The organism is Shimia sp. R9_2, assembly GCF_017743735.1.
Lineage (GTDB): Bacteria > Pseudomonadota > Alphaproteobacteria > Rhodobacterales > Rhodobacteraceae > Shimia.
The window spans coordinates 200,536-218,437 of sequence record NZ_JAGHRO010000002.1 but is presented as its reverse complement, the minus strand read 5'-3'; the positions used below and the strand labels follow the sequence as shown (position 1 = coordinate 218,437).

Genomic DNA, 17,902 nt, shown 5'->3' with positions numbered 1-17,902 from the left:
GATATGCGGGCGGCGCGTTTTCCTTTTGCGCTTGTGCGCCGCGCTGTCAGAAAGGCTCAGCCGTCTTTCGGCATCTTCAGAACGAGGTTGCGGCCACTTTTGACATAGCGCAGCTCATCTTCGCCAATCGCCGCCACTTTGCCGCCGTCGATCCGGTCACCCACCTGCACCTTTTTGTAGCGTCCGCTTGGCAAACGCACCAAGGCGCGGCGGTTTGACGAGGTGCCATAGACCCCGATCAGGCTGGTTTTTCTCAGGTTGATTGCGTTGTTGATGGTGGCCTGACGGGCGACGGAAGCGGTCGACGGAATGGTCGGCACCACAGTGGCGGCTGGCGGTGCGGCAGCAACCGGCGTCGCTGTTTCCGCCTCATTCTGCGCGGCGCGGGCGGCCAGTTGGGCAATGTTGGCAGGTTTCTGGCGTGGGCGCAGGGAGGCTGTCACTGCGTATTGGGTCGGGGCACGATCCGCGACACCCACGTCTTGCGCGCTTTCTGGGCGCAACTGCGGGCGAATGCTGGCGAGTTCTGCGCGCGACAGGCCGCCAAAGGTAGCGCGCTCGTTTTGCTCCAGCAGATCACTTGGCCGCAGTTTCGGCCTGACGCTCGCCAGCCGCGCATCGCTTTGCAGGCGCAGGGCATCTGCCACGATGATCCGTTTGGGATAGGCCGCAGGCACCACAGGCGGCCGCCCTGCATAGACCATCACACCTTCCGCATTCAGTGCCCCTTCACGTGTGGCCACCACCAGACCGCGCGCGTCCACATCAAAGGCGACACTGGCGGCCAGCGGATTGACCTGTGTCGGCAGCACCTCATCTGTGGTCAGGGCGTCCACACCCGGCAGCGCCACTGCGTCCAAGCCAAATGTCAGGCGGTCAATGGAGGCCACATAGATTGTGTCGCTGCTGTCTTCGGTCAGTTCGGCCAGAGGCTCCGGTGCCAGTTGCCAAATGCCGGTCACCGCGTAACGCGCCTCAGCTTCTTCAGGGGTCAGCGCCGGGGCTTGCGCAACGATGGTGGCCGCTTCGCCGCCGTCCTCAACGCTCTCTGCCAGCTCTTCTGGCGCGAGGTCTTCAGGGGGCAGGGGCTCCAGCAATGCGGTTTGCGAGCCATTTGTCCCATCAGGCGTCAGCCCGTCCGGAACCGTGATCGCAATCACCTCTTCCGCCGCAGGCAGCGCGTCAGCGTCTGTCGCGTCTTCGGCCAGAACCGGCGTCTCTTCAGTCTCACCGCTTTCAGACGACGGTGCTGTCGCAACCTCAACCGCCTGTTCGCGACCGATCAGCCCCGCAATGCCGTTTTCCAGAAACAACGAGGCCCAGAGCGCCACAAGCCCCATAAACACAAGCAACAGCGTGGTCAGGATCAGCCCGAGATGGCGTGGCTTGCCGCCCACTTCGCCTCTGCGTGCGCCAAACATCGTAAGGTTCTGTTGGTCTGCATTTGCCGGTTTGGAGGCCTGTTTTTTGTTGCGGCGCGGCTTGGGATCATTGCGCGGCGTCTTTGGCGCTGGGCCGGCCACTTTGGTCTTGTTGCGCGCGCTGGCGAAGGTGCTGGTGTCGCCACCGCTGTCTGCATCACGCATCAGATCAGGGGCATCCTCCTCACCGCGATCTGCGGTCAGCCCGGCAACCGCCTTGGCCGGATCAAACCGGATGGCGGTCGCATCGCTGTCGCGGGGTACGGGGATGCTGGGGGCATTGGTGCCGGTCACATCGCGGGTGGCACCGCCCAAGGCGCGTTTGGGCGCGGCGTCCGGCGCATCCCGATGCGCGCGAACAGAGGCAAAACCTGCCGGAGTCTCAGGGGTGGTCGCTGAGGCTGAGGCGCTTTCGTCAGTGTCCTGATCTGTGGCCACATCATCGGGGGCAGAGACCTCAACTTCCGCTGGTGCCTCCACAGCCACCTCGGCTGGCGCTTCAATAACAGGCTCCTCGGGCGCGGTTTCAGGCAGCTCTGGCTCAGCTTCCACCTCGATATCTTCCGGGAGGCTCTCAGGGGCAGCGCTCTCAGGCACTGGCGCCTCGGCGACAGGCAGGGGGCCGGATCCGACCACCTCTATCGCGCTGCGATCAGCCACCAGCTGCAGGCCCGCGCGCTGTGCCGCGTCAGTCAGGCCAAAATCCGGTGCTCCGGCAAAGCTCCCCGCAGGCGGGATCGCCGTGAAACACACCGGATTGAAATCATGCTCCGTGGCAAAAGCCTCCGCCTCGGCCAGGGTCTCGCGCGCCACAGCTGCCACTTGCGGCGTGTCCCCTTGCAGCGACACATCAAACATCAGCTGATCGGCACGGTAAGGCGTGGCGCTCTCCAGCACCTCTTCGGTCTGCATCCGGCGACGGCTCTCGCTCATCTCACCTGCGGGCAGGTCCAGATATTTGATCTGGTCATTGGGGAGCACCAGCATCGTCTGAAACCCCACGCCGCCCAAAGCGGTCGCCATCTCGCGCAGCTCGGCCAGTTTGGCCGTGAGATCGTCAGACTCCAGCGACACCTCCCCCAGAAGATGCCAGCCGCCTTGAACGCGGGTGAGGAGGCTAATGCCTTGATAAGACAGGGTGAGCGCAAGATCCGGAGTCATGGAACAGCCCTAACATGGTGATGTGCAGGATGCCCGTGTTCCTGCGGAATTGCCGAATTTATAGCAAGTTATCGCCGAAGGGGAAGCAAACACTTGGTGTGATCCGCCCCTTGATGCCTGCCATTTGAGCCAAAGTTCCATCGCCATAGAAAAAACGCCCCGGCGGGTTTGCGCGGGGCGTTTTGAAAAGCTGTCGTCAGATCCGGCGCGCAGGCTTAGCCATGCGCCTTTCTCAGCGCCTGGTCGAGATCGGCAATCAGGTCTGCCGCCGCCTCGATGCCGATGGAAATCCGCACCACATTTGGCCCGGCTCCTGCCGCTTCCTGCTGCTCTGGTGTCAGCTGGCGGTGCGTGGTGGAAGCCGAATGGATCACAAGGCTGCGCGCATCGCCGAGGTTGGCCACATGCGAGAAAATCTCAAGGTTCTCGACAAATTTCACGCAGGCCGCGTAGCCGCCCTTGAGCGCCACAGTGAACAGGCCACCAGCGCCTTTCGGGCAAATCCTCTCCACACGATCGTGGTAGGGCGAGCTCTCAAGCCCCGCGTAGGTGACATAGTCCACCAGCTCATGGGTCTCGAGCCAGCCCGCGATCTCCTTGGCGTTTTGCACATGGCGCTCCATGCGCAGGCTGAGGGTTTCAATGCCCATCAACGTGTAATGCGCCGCCTGCGGGTTCATGGTCATGCCCAAATCACGCAGCCCCACCGCAATGCCGTGGAAGGTAAAGGCCAGCGGGCCAAAGGTCTCGTGGAACTTCAGCCCGTGATAGGCGGGCTCCGGCTGGCTCATGGAGGGGAATTTGTCGCTGGCGGACCAGTCAAATTTGCCGCTGTCCACAATACAGCCACCGGTGACGGTGCCATTGCCGGTCAGATACTTGGTGGTGGAGTGCACAACCAATGTGGCGCCAAGGCTGATCGGGTTGCAGAGGTACGGCGTGGCCGAGGTGTTGTCGACGATCAGCGGCACACCTGCCTCATCCGCGATAGCGGCAAGCGCTTCGATGTCGCTGATATAGCCGCCAGGGTTGGCCACAGATTCACAGAACACCGCGCGGGTGTTCTCATCCACGGCGGCTTTCACCGCGTCCAGATCATCGGTGTCGACAAATTTCGCGGACCAGCCAAAGCGTTTGATGGTCTGGCTGAACTGCGTGACGGTGCCGCCATAAAGCCGGTTGGAAGCCACCACATTACAGCCCGGCTGCATCAGCGGGAACAGCGCCATGATCTGGGCCGCGTGACCGGAAGAACAGCAGACCGCACCAACGCCCCCTTCAAGCGTGGCAATGCGCTCTTGCAGAACCGCCACGGTCGGGTTGGTCAGGCGGGAGTAGATGTAGCCCACTTCCTGCAGGTTGAAGAGCGCCGCCGCGTGTTCTGCATCGCGAAACACATAGGCGGTGGACTGATAGATCGGTGTCTGGCGTGCGCCGGTCGCCGGATCCGGCCGCGCGCCCGCATGAATTTGCAATGTGTCAAAACCGTAGGTGGGTCCGTCGGTCATGTTTTTTCTCCCTAAAAAGTCTTGCCAAAGTGATAGGGGGCTGTCGGCTACCGCGCAACAGAACAACGCACAACTTTGTGATGAAGTCCATTCGGCCCAGAGCAAAATTGGCCGTACATCAAGAATTCAGAAGGAGTGTTCTCTAAAGCAGTTCACTCTTGGATCATGTCGATGAATAAGCGTCAAAAAAGAGAACATAATCTTGGCAGCCTGGGTCGCGCTATGAGCTGTTAGAGGCGGCAATGCTACCTCGCCCCGTCGCCTTTCAAATGGCAAAGCTAGCGCAGCCAATATCCGTTCTTTTTCAGTGTGTTACGTATAGCTTGTTCACGTCGCGGCAGGTGTTCGCGATCAAACAGCGCCCGCGCTTTATGCCCGCGCTTTTGATAGATCATCCGCTTGAAGGGCTCATATTGTTTCAGCACCTTCTTGATCCGGTTGGGGGCGGCAATCTCTTCCAGCGCTGCGACCACATGATCGGCCTCCCGTGCATAAAGCAGTGGCATCAGCCGGTAGTGACAGCTCACCGACCCATCAAGTAGCCCCTCAGGCAGAGCATCCCGCCCGCCGCCAAGCCCGTGGATCACCAGCGGCAGCGCAATCTGATCAAGCCAGGGCCGCAATGTTTGGGAGGCCAGCGCGTCCGGCGGGTCGTTCTGAATGCTGGTGGCATATTTCAGAAAGCGCGCGCCAAACATCTTGGGGCATTTGTAGTAGAAGAACCCGGCGTTGAAATAGAGATAGCGCCGCCAGTATTCATCGGGCTGGCTCAGATCGAGGGAGCTTTCAAAGTCGAGCCCGAAGCGGTCATAAAGCGCTTTCCAGATCCCGTTGTAGCCCGGCCCATAAAGCGGCGGCTCCGGCCATGTGCCTTCCACCCGCAGGCTTGCGGAGGGGCGCTCAAAGTCAAACGGCACTTTGGTGATGTCATCAAGGATCAGCGTGTCACTGTCAAAGAAGACAAAAGGTTCCCCTTCAGGCAGCGCGCTCAGCAGCTCGATCTTATTGCCATAAGGATAGTCCTCGCCAAAGGCGCGGCTTTCAAACGGCAGGATCTCGGCCTCCAGCTCTTCCAGCAACTCACGCACCTGCGGGTTGCCGATGCGCCCGTCTTTTTCCCATCGCGGCCCGGGCTGCGGTTCAGCCACAAACAGGCGGCCTGCAAAATTGGGGGATTTGGCGCGCAACGAGGCCGCAAACAGCGCCGCCTCATATTGCAAGCGCCCGTTCTGCCCCACAACAACGATGTTGAAGCTCTGTGATTTCAAAGGCTTTTTTGCCATCTGCTCTGCTGCTCTGCGCGATTGTTTTTGCAACTATAGGCCTGCAGGCAGAGTTGCAAAAGCGCGCATTCGATTTTTTTGCAAACGCGGTCTTTCCGGTCACCGTGCCTGCGCAGCACTGGCCTCTATCCCCGCCGCGCAGAAGGTCACCAGCTCACTCAGGCGGCTTTGGGCATCCTTGCGGCTGTCGCCAAGTGCTTCCATCCGCCATTGCGCGGTCAAAAGCGCCAGCATTCCGGCAACGGAATAGACAAATCCGGTGGCCACCGCGGCACTGGCCTGAGGCGGGTAGAGCGCTGCGATTTCTTCCACAAACTGCATGGCGGTGGGGTCAAAACACACAGAAGCCAGCTCTTGCCAGCGGGTGTCGGAGGAGACAATCGCCACCAGCCGCGCATAGGCCAGCCACTGTGCATCGCCGCAGTCTGCCCGGGACAGATAGGGCTCAAAATAGCATGTGAGCGCGGCGTTGAGTGTGAACCCGCCTTCGGATTTGCAGGCCTCAAGCGCCTCGGTCCGCGCGGCGTTCAGGATGTCGGCACGGCGCGCCACCACCCGCCAGAACAGCTCTTCCTTACTGCCGCCATGGTGGTTCACCAGCGCGCCCTGAACCCCGGCCTCAGCGGCGATATCGCGAATCGATGCCGCATCGTAACCGTGGCGCGAGAACACCCTTTCCGCTGCGTCAAAGATCCGTGTCCGGGTCTCCAAAGCCTTCTTGGAAGGGGCCCTTTGTCTTTGTTTTTCTTGCAGGAAATCACGGCTCATAAAAACAGCTTGCCTTATATTTAACGACCGTTCAACTTAAATAACGTTCTCAAGGAGACCGGAATGTCAGAAACGCGCGAAAAATTCGCCCTCGTCGGGGCGGGGCCGATGGGTTTGGCCACGGCCAAGGTGCTGCGCGCGCAGGGCATCGCTTTTGATGGCTTTGAGCTGCACTCTGATGTGGGTGGGCTGTGGGACATCGAGGGGCCGCGCTCGACTATGTATGAAAGCGCGCATCTGATCTCCTCAAAGACCATGACGGAGTTTGCGGATTTTCCCATGGATGCGGAGGTGGCGGAGTACCCGTCTCACCGCGAGATGGCCCGCTATTTTCGCGACTTCGCAGAGCATTTTGATCTGCGTCCCCATTTTCGGTTTGGGGCGGAGATCACAGAGTTAACGCCGGAAGGGGACAACGGCGCGGGCTGGCGTGTCATTTGGCGACAGGGAGGGCAAACGCATAGCGCCGTCTATGCGGGCGTTTTGATCGCAAATGGCACGCTCAGTACCCCTAATATGCCCAAGTTTCCGGGGCAGTTTGACGGCGAGCTGCTGCATGCCGCCGCCTATCGCCACCCGGAGCAATTTGCCGGCAAACGTGTGCTGGTGGTGGGGGCAGGCAACTCGGGTTGCGACATCGCGGTGGATGCGGTGCATCACGCACAAAGCTGCGATCTGTCGATGCGGCGCGGCTATTATTTCGTGCCCAAATACGTCTTTGGCAAACCGGCTGACACCATAGGCGGCGCAATCAAGCTGCCGATGTGGCTCAAACGTCGGATCGATGGGCTGATCCTCAAGTGGTTTGTCGGCAATCCCCAGAAGTATGGTTTTCCCAAGCCCGACTACAAACTTTATGAAAGCCATCCAGTGGTGAATTCGCTGGTGCTCTATCACGCAGGCCACGGCGATCTGACCATCCGCGCGGATATTGCCGATATTTCCGGGAAAACGGTGACTTTCACGGACGGCGCGCAGGCCGACTATGATATGATCCTTGCTGCAACCGGCTACAAACTCGACTATCCGTTCATCGACCAAAAACTGCTCAACTGGCAAAAAGATGCACCACATCTCTATCTGAACGCCATGCATCCTGAGCGCGATGACCTCTTTGTGCTGGGCATGGTGGAGGCCACAGGGCTTGGCTGGCAGGGGCGGCACGAGCAGGCGGAAATGGTCGCGAGATACCTGCGGGGGCTGAGAAGCGGCAGTGCTGCGGCGAAAAAACTCCAGCGTGAGAAGCGGTCCGGCTTCACGCGCGCAACCGGTGGAATGTCTTACCTCGAACTGCCGCGCATGGCCTACTACGTTGACAAGGCCACATACCGTGGCGCTGTGACGCGCTGGATCAAAGCGCTAGAGGCGGAGCAACCCAAATGACTGAGGCCAGTCTGGATGCGGTTGTGCTGAACTTCAGCGCGACCTCATTGACCGTGCTTAATGCGGTTCTGGCGGTGGTGATGTTTGCCATTGCCATCGACCTGACACCTGCCGATTTCCGTCGGCTGGTCCAGGCGCCGCGCGCGCTGGTCACGGGATTGGTGTCGCAATTTTTATTGCTGCCTGCCGTGACCTTTGTGCTGGTTCTGCTCACCCAGCCGCAGCCCTCTATCGCTTTGGGCCTGATGCTGGTGGCGGCATGTCCGGGCGGCAATATCTCCAACTACATCACCCATCGTGCGGGCGGAAACGCGGCCCTTTCCGTGTCCATGACCGCATTTGCCACCGTCGGCGCCATCCTGATGACGCCGCTCAATATCGCGTTCTGGGGCGCGCTTTACGCGCCAACGCGCGCAATCCTGCAAGCCACGCAGATTGATCCTGTGACGGTTGCGATCACGGTGGGGCTGATGCTGATCCTACCTCTGGTGCTTGGCGTGTCGCTCAACAGCGCGCGCCCCGAGCTGACAACCCGCCTGCGCCGCCCGCTGCAGAATGTGGCCATGGCCATTTTCATCGCCTTTATTGTCTTGGCGCTGATTTCCAACTGGGACTACTTTTTGCAATTTGCGGCCGCTGTGGCGGCGCTGGTGCTCCTGCACAACGCTTTGGCCCTGACCACCGGCTTCAGCATCGCCAGCGTGATGGGGCTTTCTGCCTATGACCGGCGCGCGGTCACCATCGAAACCGGTATTCAGAACTCTGGCCTCGGCCTGATCCTTATTTTTGGCTTTTTTGGCGGGCTTGGCGGCATGGCCGTGGTGGCTGCGTTTTGGGGGATTTGGCATGCGATTACCGGCCTCGGTCTGGCCATGATCATGAACCGGACAGAGGCGGCACGATGACCCGTATCCTGATAACCGGGGCCGCTGGCATGGTCGGCTCAGCGCTTTTGGCAGAGCTCGCCAGAACCAGCCATGAGGTCATCGCCTGTGATGTGCAGGCCCCCGAAGAGCTGCCCGCCAATGCGCGGTTTCATCCCATGGATGTCACCACCGATGCCCCGCTGCGGGTGATTGCACGCTATCAGCCGGATGTGATTGTGCATCTGGCCTCCGTTGTGACGCCCCCCAAAGACAGCACGCGGGAGATGGCCTATGCGGTGGATGTGGTCGGGACCCGCTCCGTGGTCACCGCAGCCCTTGCAGCTGGCACCAAACGCTTGGTGATCACCTCTTCGGGCGCTGCTTACGGCTATCACGCCGACAACCCTGTGCCGCTGCGCGAAAGTGATGATATCCGGGGCAATGCGGAATTCGCCTACGCCCATCACAAACGTCTGGTCGAGGAGTTTCTGGCCGAGGTGCGCCACAACGCGCCGTTCCTCGAGCAGGTTGTGCTGCGGGTCGGCACGGTGCTTGGGCGTCGCACCGACAATCAGATCACCGATCTCTTCCACAAACCGCGCCTTCTGGCGGTGCAGGGCAGCGACAGCCCCTTTGTCTTTGTCTGGAACCGCGATCTCGCCCGTATCCTGCTGCGCGCGGCCACGGATGGGCCCGCAGGCATCTATAATGTCGCTGGCGACGGCGCGCTCAGCGTCGATGATCTCTCCGATATGATGGGCAAGCCCGTGTTGCGGCTGCCCGCCTGGCTGCTGCGCACTGCGCTCGCCGTAGCGCGCCCGCTTGGTCTGTCCCAATATGGTCCGGAACAGGTCAGCTTTCTGCAATACCGCCCCGTGCTCTCCAACACCGCTCTGAAACGAGATTTTGGCTACACACCGGAGAAGTCCAGCCGTGAGGTGTTTGAGTTCTGGCATCGGAACCAGCGCTCATGAGTAAGCTGCGCGGGGCAGGGCGCAAAACCGCCGTGATCTCCGGTGGCGGCGGTGGGCTCGGCTCTGCCCTGTCAAAACAGCTGCAAGGCCAAGGCTGGCAGGTGGTGCTGCTCGACCGGGAGGTCAGCGGGCTGCAAATCTCAGACACGCAATTGCCGATGAAATGTGATCTCACAGATCCCGCGCAGCTGGCCGCCTGTTGTGAGAAAATTCTTGCCTGCTTTGAGCAAATCGACCTGTTGGTCTATGCGGCGGGCGTCACCACGATTGGACCGGTGGCCAAACTCTCAGATCCCGCGCACCGGCATCTCTTTGAGGTCAACTATTTCGCCGCCGTCGCCATGGCGCAGGCGTTTCAGAATGCCCTGCGCCGAAGTCAGGGCGCCCATCTCGTGCTCACCTCCGTGGCAGGATTTGCGCCGCTTTACCAACGCGCGGCCTATGCCGCCTCCAAACACGCCATGGCCGGTTTTTTCGGCTCCCTCAGGGCAGAAGAGAAAGCCTTTGGCGTGCGGGTCTGTGTCGCCGCCCCGTCCTTTGTCGCAACCAACCCAGAGGGTGGCACCGATACGCTCGGCATCTCGCCGCCGGGCAGTGCGGCTGACGCGGTGGACGCCATGACACCGGAACAGGCCGCCACCGCAATTCTGCGCGGGTTCAGCCAAGGCAGGGATTTTGTGGCAGTGGGCCGCGTGTCCAAACTCGCCCATATGCTCAACCGCGTTTCGCCAGCCTTCTATCAATGGCTCATGGCGCGCACGATCAAAGGCGAAACGGGCGAGGCGACGGATCGCTGAGCGTGAAGCGCTAGATGAGCGCTAAATGTCTTAAGGGGCGACTGCTCAGTGCGAAGAGATCACCAAAGGTCTCAATAACGACGGCGATATGGCATGTCGCCACATCCAAAATGTGCTCTAAGTCACTGATAAGATGGAAAGTGGTGGGCGACCTTGGAAAGTCCACCACTCCTCTAAGTGACCGCAATAACTCAACAATCCAGCGCGGGTTAGCGGTTGTGTCTCACCTTTGTGTCTCACTTAGGGCGTTTAGGCAAGGCGTCACAGCGTAGGTGAGTGTGGTTGCCTAAGATTGAATGTCGTTGACCTTCTGTCGCTCGAGGGTAGAGTTTCCTAGATATGACTAAGCATTCGATCACAGAGCCGCTAAAGCGGTTTGTCGGAGGACCAATGGCTACAATTCAAGTGTTCACGCTATCTTCTTTCATTCGCCTTTGTCAGTTGGACACCGACCAGAAGATTGCCGCCATTGACAAGAAGATAAACGGTGGAGCGAGCTATAACTTCTATCAGAGCTTAACGCGAGCCATCCGGGCTCATCTTGCAGGTGAGAGTAGCGATGTAGTCGACGATATATTGCAATCGCCCACTAATGCAGTTGAGCGCGAGTACAACACAGCCGCGTACCAAGGATTTTCTGAGAGATATGCCAGCAAACGCAAGATCGAAGCCATTAAGAGGCCGCGCACATACGAAATTCCCGGACACAATATATCGATTGCCTGCGATCCGCTCTTCCTAACACTTGAGAAGGACACCAGCTGGGTGCATTCGATTTGGGCTGCAAGAACTCCACAGCTCCAAAGAAAGTACGCCGCTGTCGGCTGTTTATTGCTGCGCGAGTGCTACCGAAGCACCGCACTTGCCAACAGCACTTTCGCACTTGCTAACCTCACCAATGGAAGCAGAACCGGGGAGAAGTCTGTGTCCAATACTACACGGGCTATTCTGCGAAGCGACGCCAGCACCATTGCAAATTTGATAGCGGACGTAAGCTAATGACCCGTAAGACGTTGATCTTCGGCAATGGGCTGGGTATGGGCCTGTCGCCTGAGTTGTTTTCTCTCGACAATGCGCTTGCTAGTGTGTGGGAGGATGACATCCTTTCTGATGCTCAGAAAGGAATGATCCGCGCCTGTCTTCCCGAAGACACAGAGTATGAGAGACCCAGCAGCGAGGAGGACTTGTATGTCCTGCAGCGTGTTTTGGCTTCGTGCGATTTCCTAGATGGTATTGAGCTAGAGGACGATGCGCACTGGCTTTCAGAGCACGGTAGAGAGTTTCCGTCTTCGATCCGAAAGTTCGTGCATCAGGTTGCATGCTGCTTTCACGATACCGGAGAGGAATTGCCATATGAGTTTGTTGAGCCCCTCACTGATTTCATCCATGAAACGAAATCGCACGTGGCGACACTTAACTACGATCCTCTGCTATACGAAGCGTTTCTCGGTTCGCATGTTCTGCGTGGGTACAACGGTGACCTAATAGACGGTATGACACGGACCGGGTTCTCCAAAAACAACATGATGAGGAAAAACCCCGACAGGCTTGGTTGGTATCTACACCTGCATGGCTCACCTCTATTCTATGATGCACCAAACGGACGTATCAAAAAGTTTCGGAGGCACCAACTCATTGGCGAGCAGGTTGACAGCACCCACTTAGTTCTCACTCATGTAAGGCATAAGACCGCTATCATTTCTGCATCAAGTTTATTGTCAGAGTATTGGCGCTTCTTGGGTAAGGCTTTGAAGGAGAGCAGTGAGGTCGTGCTCTTTGGTTACTCTGGCTATGACACTCATCTCAACAATCAGCTAGCAAGTAGGTGCACAAACAAACATGTGCGTGTGGTGGAGTGGAGCGGGTCACAGCCCGACAATGACAGGTTGGCCTACTGGCGAGACAAACTCAAGAACGATGTCGAGGTCGTTCACTTGGATAGCATCCTTGACTTTGTCGACTGGTAGCAAGTTGTCGATTTAGATTTTTTGACAAATTTTTTCATGCCCCCATCTATGTGAGGCGACAGTCGAACGGCCCCCATACCCCTTCACTCGGTTGCATGAAGATTGCTGAGTGTATCATGCACAACCAACGTTGACGATTGCAACGTAGGTGCTTACCTTGACCTCTAAAGACAGGGTAGGGCCAACGGTCATGCAGCAATACATCATCTACAAGCGTGTCAGCACCAAGGAGCAGGGGCGCAGTGGCTTAGGCTTGGATGCCCAAGAGCGCGACATCGACTTGTACTTGGAGCGGTTCAGTCCGGCACCCTATGAAGTGGTAGGCACCTTTACCGATGTCCTGAGCGGTGCTGACAACACTAGACCAGAGCTAGATGCAGCCTTGACTTTGGCGCGACAGACCGGAGCCATTCTCCTCGTCAGTAAGTTGGATAGGCTGTCACGTAAGGTGTCTGTCATCGCCGCCCTCATGGAAGACAAGAAGGTCACCTTCCGAGTTGCCCAGATGCCCAATGCCGACAACTTTCAGCTTCACATCTATGCGGCATTGGCAGAGCAAGAGCGCGCCTTCATCTCAGAACGTACCAAGGCGGCACTGTCGGAGGCAAAAGCACGTGGCACAAAGCTGGGTGGTTTGAGAGACAAGACCATGAAGCGCAACGATGCCGTCAAGGCCAACGCAAGAGCCCGGGCAGAGAAGGTCGCAGGACTGATCATACCTTTGCGCGATGCTGGTAAGTCATTGAGAGAGATAGCAGAACACCTCAACACAGCAGGCGTTGTAACCGCTCGGGGCGGTCGATGGCAGGCGTCGCAGATCAAACGCACTTTGGACCGATTGGACGTGCCCCAAGAGCCTCTGTGAGCGCCCTCAGAGGTGCTCAGAGGCCGTTGGCGTGTCTGAGGCTGGAACGCGGTCAGAGCATCACTCTGCCGCCTCTCCGGCGCTTCCGGTTTCTTGTAGATCATCCGAGTGTTTGATGCGCGGCGCTGGGCGTTGCCATGCTTTGAGTTCTGATCCCACGGTGCCGTAGAAATCGGGCACGATGGCTTCAAGGTCAGCGATAAAGTTGCTCTGCTGTGTGAAGCGTCCACCCAGCCTCTTGCTGTGGAACACATGAAAGCCATGAGCAACGAGATGCTCCTTGCCCTCGTTGCACAGTTCCACATTCTCACTCAGGTCTGAGACGAGGTGTTGCGTTGGCTCGCTAGCTCCGGGCCATAACAATCTCACATGTAGGTCTGTCGTGTCCTCAGTCTTTATCTGACGTAGTAGCCAGTTCACCCGGGCCTTTGTGGTTTTCTTGTCATCCGGGGCGCGCAGGCTCATTCCCACCTCGACAGTGCGACGCATAAGGTCGGCTGTGACATCCACATTCGCAGCGGCGTCAGGCACGCTGAGTGAAACGGATAAGCGGCAGTTATCTTTAAGATCAGTGAGTTCATCCTTCTGCCTCAGTGCTGGATCGCTCTGGTGCTTCCGAGGAAGCTTTTCTAGCACAATGGTCTCCGTCATGCGGCTCAATATTAAGGTCAGGTCTCGCGTCTCTTGGTGCCAAGCATAGATCACTTCTTTGGCTTCGGGTGACCGTGCGGGAATGACCCCACCGCTGGAGACCAGCCTGTTGAGCTCTGTCCAAGCCTTCGGCATCTTATCGAAGCCTTTGACGCCTGCGCTCTCATGGCTCAGGAAGCGGTGAAGCTCATGCAGCAAGAATGTCTGGTCGTCGTCATCAACGCTTTCGGTATTCAACAGCAGATCGGCAGTGGTGAGGACATGCATCCAAGACCAATGGTAGACAGGTATCTTTGAGCGGCTCTTACGCACGTCTTCAATAGGGTGAGCATCAGGAGAGGTTGCGAATTGGTTTGATATGGTGATGACGCAGTCGATGCCATTCTCTTTTGCCAAAGTCCGATAGCGTTCTATCTGATCAGCATCGAGGTCTGAGTTTCCAACCTTGGCTTCTACCAAAGCCTTCCACTCTCGCGAGCCGACTTTGACAACGATGAGGCCGTCTGGTCTATCACCCGACTTGCCTGTCTGGCTCTTAAAAACGACTTCTGTATAAGTGCTGACCTTGGCCCTTGTGCCCAGCTTTTGTCCAACTCCGCCAAGAAGGGTCGCGCCAAACTCCCTAACCAAACTCAGGCAGGAAAGCACTATGGCCGTGGTGCGCCCTTCTTTCGACGTGGTTGCGAGAACCGGAAAGAGCCGAGCTTGGTCGCCTTGTACGACATTTTCGGGGAGATCAGTAATGGGCATGACAAATTCCACTTGGAAGAAATGCAGGTATTCAACGCTCTAGCCGCCAACTCTGTCAACCTTTAGGGGAATGTATGGATGATGCATCGCCTTGATGTTTGGGGGAGTATTCCGGCCGCGGGGCTGGCACTTGGGCTTTTTTGGGGGAAGCCGGAAGCCCGTTTCGCAGGGGGAAGCTAGGGCACCGTAGACGCGCTTGAGAGCATCTTCAGAGCCTCAGAGACCGAGACTTGCCGACAGAGCCTCTGAGCGGCGCTCCGGGGCGCGTCAATGGCTGCAGTCCGGGGTGGCCAATCCCAATATGGTCAATCCTCTGCGCCCGGTATCTGTCTGCTTTCGGTATTTGGGGACCGCCCGGCATCAGCCCCATTTTTGCCATGACGGACCACAGCGACGGGAACCATATGGGCCATGAACCTCGGTCCGAGGCTTATCCCTCCGTTCCTAGACAGAACCAGTTTCGGTATCTGTCTCAGCTAGTATAAATACTTAGGTCCAAAAAATGTTATCGCATGAAGATACCTATGTGAAAATTCAACAAGTGAACTTTACTACTTAAAATATTGATATTAATATATAATAATGAATTTCCTGTGGTCGAGTATACAGAGAATACTTCTAACCAATAGAACTCAAGAATACCTGAGGCGTTTATGTTGGACAGTGCTCCTTGGGTTGCTGTGGTATCATACAGTTAGCTCATAACCGGATTAATAGAGTGGATTATACTAATCCGGTATAGCTCGGAACTTATTGACCTCCGGGTATAACTGATCGGGCAGAAACCCAGCGGTGAAATAAGTGTCATACGTCATGCCGTTCTGCTTGTGACCAAGAATGGCTTTCTGAAGCTGCTCGGGAACATTTTTGCGGGCAAGCTGGGTATTCATAGTGTGCCGAAGGCTGTGGAACACTAAAGCTTCATCGTCGATCCCAAGACGCGGCAGGAAGCTATCGCCGAACCATCTCCCAACGTTGCGCCCGTAGCCATTCTTTGGGCAATAGGAGAGTGCTGGAAAAAGACGCACTGTACCTCGGGCACGGAGTTGCTCAACGAACTCCAAGAAACCCAATGCTATCAGATCGGCATGGATAGGTATGACACGTTTGGACGATGCGTTCTTGAGGCGCTTGTTGGGGCTACCTTCAGTTGTGATGTCGATACAGGCTATCCCGCTTAGGTCTTTGACATCGGACACGTCCAGTTGAGCAACTTCGTTGAGCCGCGCACCTGTGTACATCGCCACCAACGTCACCCACTTATGTTCTGGCTTCTTCACAAGCCCGTCTGGGTTGATGGTAAGATGATGGTGCAGGCGGCTCAGTTGCTCCTCGCTGAAGGCTTTTCTCGCGGGCTCCGAGGTCGCGTTCTTCAGCTTCAAGCGCAAGCCATCAAAAACATTCTCCTCAACGTAGCCATTCAGTTTCGCCCAGCCGAGAAGGGATTGGTAATGGCCGATGTAGACGTTCACCGTGCGCGCTGTGGGCGTCTCAATACCTTTCATGTCCAAGATGTCCCTGACAGGCTTACCGCGTGTCTGAGGGTTCTTGCTGCGGTTCTTGGGCATCCTTTGCAGGATGTCCTTGATCTCACGTGCGTCAGCCTTGGTCAGACTTGCCAGAGGCTTGCTGTCGGTGAGCTCAGCCAGCAGGTTGAGGGCTTCGGTTTTCTCGGAGCGCGTTTTTGCAGCCCATTCTTGAGAGCGATCTTTCTCCCGCATGTAGCGATCCACAACGTCCCAGAAAGGTTCAGCTGGGATTGTCGTTGGTGTCGGGACTGGAGGAGCAGGCACAGCCGCCACAGTGGTTGAGGGCGGGGCTTCGGTCTGTAGGCTGTCAAAGGACTGATTGTGGGCCACAGCCTGAGAAGTGAAGGCGCGCCACATCTTGTGCAACTCCTTCAACATGAGTGTTCGTGTCTTTTCAGTAAGATCGGGTTCAATGTCCCGGGCCTCACAGAGCGACCTAAGAGCGCGCTCAGCCCCTTCGGCACCGATGGTGTCACACCACTCCTCAAACGGCATCTCTGAGGCCCACAGGCTGTTCTGCAGAGCAGTTAGGTGCAGCCCCTCCATCGGCCCATCTTGACCAATGCCTTCCCTGAAGTTTGAGAGGGCGACTTTCAGATATTCTTGGACGTGGTGCCGGATTTCATCATAGCGCATGCCGCGAGCGGATGCCGCAGCCAGAGCGGATTGTCCAGAGACAGTGAGGAGGCGGGAAAGTGTCGCGGCCACTCTTGGTTCGCGGGTCGCCAAAGAGACCTTGAGATCGGTCCTACGACGCTCCGGATGGGCGGAACGGGGGATTGGAAGGCGGAGGTAGAAGACGCCGTGACGGGACGTGCTGAGGTAACTTGCAGGACGCATATGTGTCTCACCTGTGCGGCGCACCGGGGTAAAGCATATGCTAAGTCACTGATAAGATGGAAAGTGGTGGGCGACCTTGGAATCGAACCAAGCGTGCGTCTCCGCGAGGGAGTTACAGTCCCCTGCCACACCTTGCGGCCTGTCGCCCACTCTCCTGAGGCGCGCTAGCCTCGTTGGTGTGAGGGGGTGATTACTGTGATGCGCGGGGGGCGTCAACCAGAAAAGTGGTTGCGTGAGGCGCTTCTTTTGCCCATTGGTGAAACCCTCTTATTTTGAAGGTGCAGAGCGATGAAAAAACCCAAGTGGGTCGTGGAAAAAGAACAGGCCAAGCGCAAAGAGGCGTCAGAAACCGTCTGGTTGTTCGGTTTGCACGCGGTGCGGGACGCACTGGCGAATCCCGCGCGGGAAAAATTGCGCCTGATCGTGACCAAAAATGCGGCGGATAAATTGGATGAGGCCATCGCCGCTTCCGGCATCACACCCGAAGTGGTGGATCCGCGCAAATTCAAAGCTCCGATTGACCCGCAATCGGTGCATCAGGGCGCCGCGCTTGAGGTGAAACCGCTCAACTGGGGCCGCCTTTCCGATGTGGCGATTGCGTCTGATGACCGTCCACAGCGGCTGATTCTGCTTGATCGGGTGACCGACCCCCATAATGTGGGCGCGATTCTGCGCTCTGCGGAAGTGTTTGGCGCACTGGCCGTGATTGGCACGCGCCATCACTCCGCACCGGAAACCGGCGCACTGGCAAAAACCGCCAGCGGAGCTCTGGAGCGCCAGCCGTATCTGCGCGAGCGCAATCTGGCGGACACCATCACCGCCCTGCAGAACATGGGCTATCTGGTGCTGGGCATGGACGGCGAAGCGGAGCACACCATTGAGCAGGCGCTTGAGGGTAAACGCGACATGCCCATCGCGCTGGTTCTGGGCGCAGAAGGTCCGGGCCTGCGGCAGAAAACCAAAGAGACCGTGGACCAACTGGTGAAAATCAATTTTGCCGGGGCTTTTGGCTCGCTCAATGTCTCAAATGCTGCGGCGGTCGCGCTTTATGCCTCACTGCCGCAAAGCGCACAAAGCTGAGCGCGGCGCGATGCCTCTTCCTCTTGCCAAAAATATCCCCGCAGGAGGCTCCCAAGGGC

At 57.8% G+C, this 17,902-nt stretch carries 14 protein-coding genes and 1 tRNA gene; 8 read left to right on the top strand and 7 right to left on the bottom strand.

Annotation, left to right across the window (positions count from 1 at the left end):
• Positions 1 to 56 precede the first annotated feature (56 nt).
• The 4 genes from J7400_RS05620 to J7400_RS05605 all read right to left on the bottom strand — a co-directional run bounded on the left by J7400_RS05620 (position 57) and on the right by J7400_RS05605 (position 6,141).
• Positions 57 to 2,582 (bottom strand): hypothetical protein, encoded by a 2,526-nt coding sequence (locus tag J7400_RS05620; RefSeq protein ID WP_209060648.1) that lies wholly within the window; start codon positions 2,580 to 2,582, stop codon positions 57 to 59.
• A gap of 215 nt (positions 2,583 to 2,797) precedes the next feature.
• On the bottom strand, positions 2,798 to 4,090 hold the full coding sequence (locus tag J7400_RS05615) for an O-acetylhomoserine aminocarboxypropyltransferase/cysteine synthase family protein (RefSeq protein ID WP_209060646.1): 1,293 nt from the start codon (positions 4,088 to 4,090) through the stop codon (positions 2,798 to 2,800).
• A gap of 278 nt (positions 4,091 to 4,368) precedes the next feature.
• Entirely contained in the window at positions 4,369 to 5,373 is a 1,005-nt protein-coding gene (locus J7400_RS05610) for a hypothetical protein (RefSeq protein WP_209060644.1), read from the bottom strand.
• 99 nt (positions 5,374 to 5,472) lie between these two features.
• Positions 5,473 to 6,141, bottom strand: coding sequence for a TetR/AcrR family transcriptional regulator (locus tag J7400_RS05605; RefSeq protein ID WP_209060642.1), 669 nt, complete (start codon positions 6,139 to 6,141; stop codon positions 5,473 to 5,475).
• A gap of 63 nt (positions 6,142 to 6,204) precedes the next feature.
• Between J7400_RS05605 and J7400_RS05600 the strand changes: the two genes are divergently transcribed.
• The 7 genes from J7400_RS05600 (at position 6,205) to J7400_RS05570 (ending at position 12,993) form a co-directional block, all read left to right on the top strand.
• Positions 6,205 to 7,524 (top strand): NAD(P)-binding domain-containing protein, encoded by a 1,320-nt coding sequence (locus J7400_RS05600; protein WP_209060640.1) that lies wholly within the window; start codon positions 6,205 to 6,207, stop codon positions 7,522 to 7,524.
• Entirely contained in the window at positions 7,521 to 8,429 is a 909-nt protein-coding gene (locus J7400_RS05595; protein WP_209060638.1) for a bile acid:sodium symporter, read from the top strand. Before J7400_RS05600 ends, J7400_RS05595 begins: the two co-directional genes overlap by 4 nt.
• Entirely contained in the window at positions 8,426 to 9,364 is a 939-nt protein-coding gene (locus J7400_RS05590) for an SDR family oxidoreductase (protein WP_209060635.1), read from the top strand. The genes J7400_RS05595 and J7400_RS05590 overlap by 4 nt, the downstream gene beginning before the upstream one ends.
• The gene (locus J7400_RS05585) at positions 9,361 to 10,161 is read left to right on the top strand and encodes an SDR family NAD(P)-dependent oxidoreductase (protein WP_209060631.1); all 801 of its coding nucleotides are present in this window, start codon (positions 9,361 to 9,363) and stop codon (positions 10,159 to 10,161) included. Before J7400_RS05590 ends, J7400_RS05585 begins: the two co-directional genes overlap by 4 nt.
• A 390-nt stretch (positions 10,162 to 10,551) precedes the next feature.
• The gene (locus J7400_RS05580) at positions 10,552 to 11,160 is read left to right on the top strand and encodes a hypothetical protein (RefSeq protein ID WP_209060628.1); all 609 of its coding nucleotides are present in this window, start codon (positions 10,552 to 10,554) and stop codon (positions 11,158 to 11,160) included.
• Positions 11,160 to 12,128, top strand: coding sequence for an SIR2 family protein (locus J7400_RS05575; RefSeq protein ID WP_209060626.1), 969 nt, complete (start codon positions 11,160 to 11,162; stop codon positions 12,126 to 12,128). Before J7400_RS05580 ends, J7400_RS05575 begins: the two co-directional genes overlap by 1 nt.
• A gap of 190 nt (positions 12,129 to 12,318) precedes the next feature.
• Entirely contained in the window at positions 12,319 to 12,993 is a 675-nt protein-coding gene (locus J7400_RS05570; RefSeq protein ID WP_209060624.1) for a recombinase family protein, read from the top strand.
• A gap of 60 nt (positions 12,994 to 13,053) precedes the next feature.
• On the opposite strand, the gene J7400_RS05565 is transcribed toward J7400_RS05570, so the two are convergent.
• The 3 genes from J7400_RS05565 to J7400_RS05555 form a co-directional block, all read right to left on the bottom strand.
• Complete coding sequence (locus J7400_RS05565; protein ID WP_209060622.1) at positions 13,054 to 14,394, bottom strand: hypothetical protein; 1,341 nt, start codon at positions 14,392 to 14,394, stop codon at positions 13,054 to 13,056.
• Between the two features lie 728 nt (positions 14,395 to 15,122).
• Positions 15,123 to 16,763, bottom strand: a complete 1,641-nt coding sequence (locus J7400_RS05560; RefSeq protein ID WP_209060619.1) for a site-specific integrase — start codon at positions 16,761 to 16,763, stop codon at positions 15,123 to 15,125.
• A gap of 64 nt (positions 16,764 to 16,827) precedes the next feature.
• Positions 16,828 to 16,911 (bottom strand) — tRNA-Tyr (locus J7400_RS05555).
• A gap of 140 nt (positions 16,912 to 17,051) precedes the next feature.
• Here J7400_RS05555 and rlmB point away from each other — a divergent pair.
• A complete protein-coding gene (rlmB, locus tag J7400_RS05550; protein ID WP_209060617.1) occupies positions 17,052 to 17,843 on the top strand; it encodes a 23S rRNA (guanosine(2251)-2'-O)-methyltransferase RlmB in 792 nt (263 codons plus the stop codon).
• Positions 17,844 to 17,902: the final 59 nt, after the last annotated feature.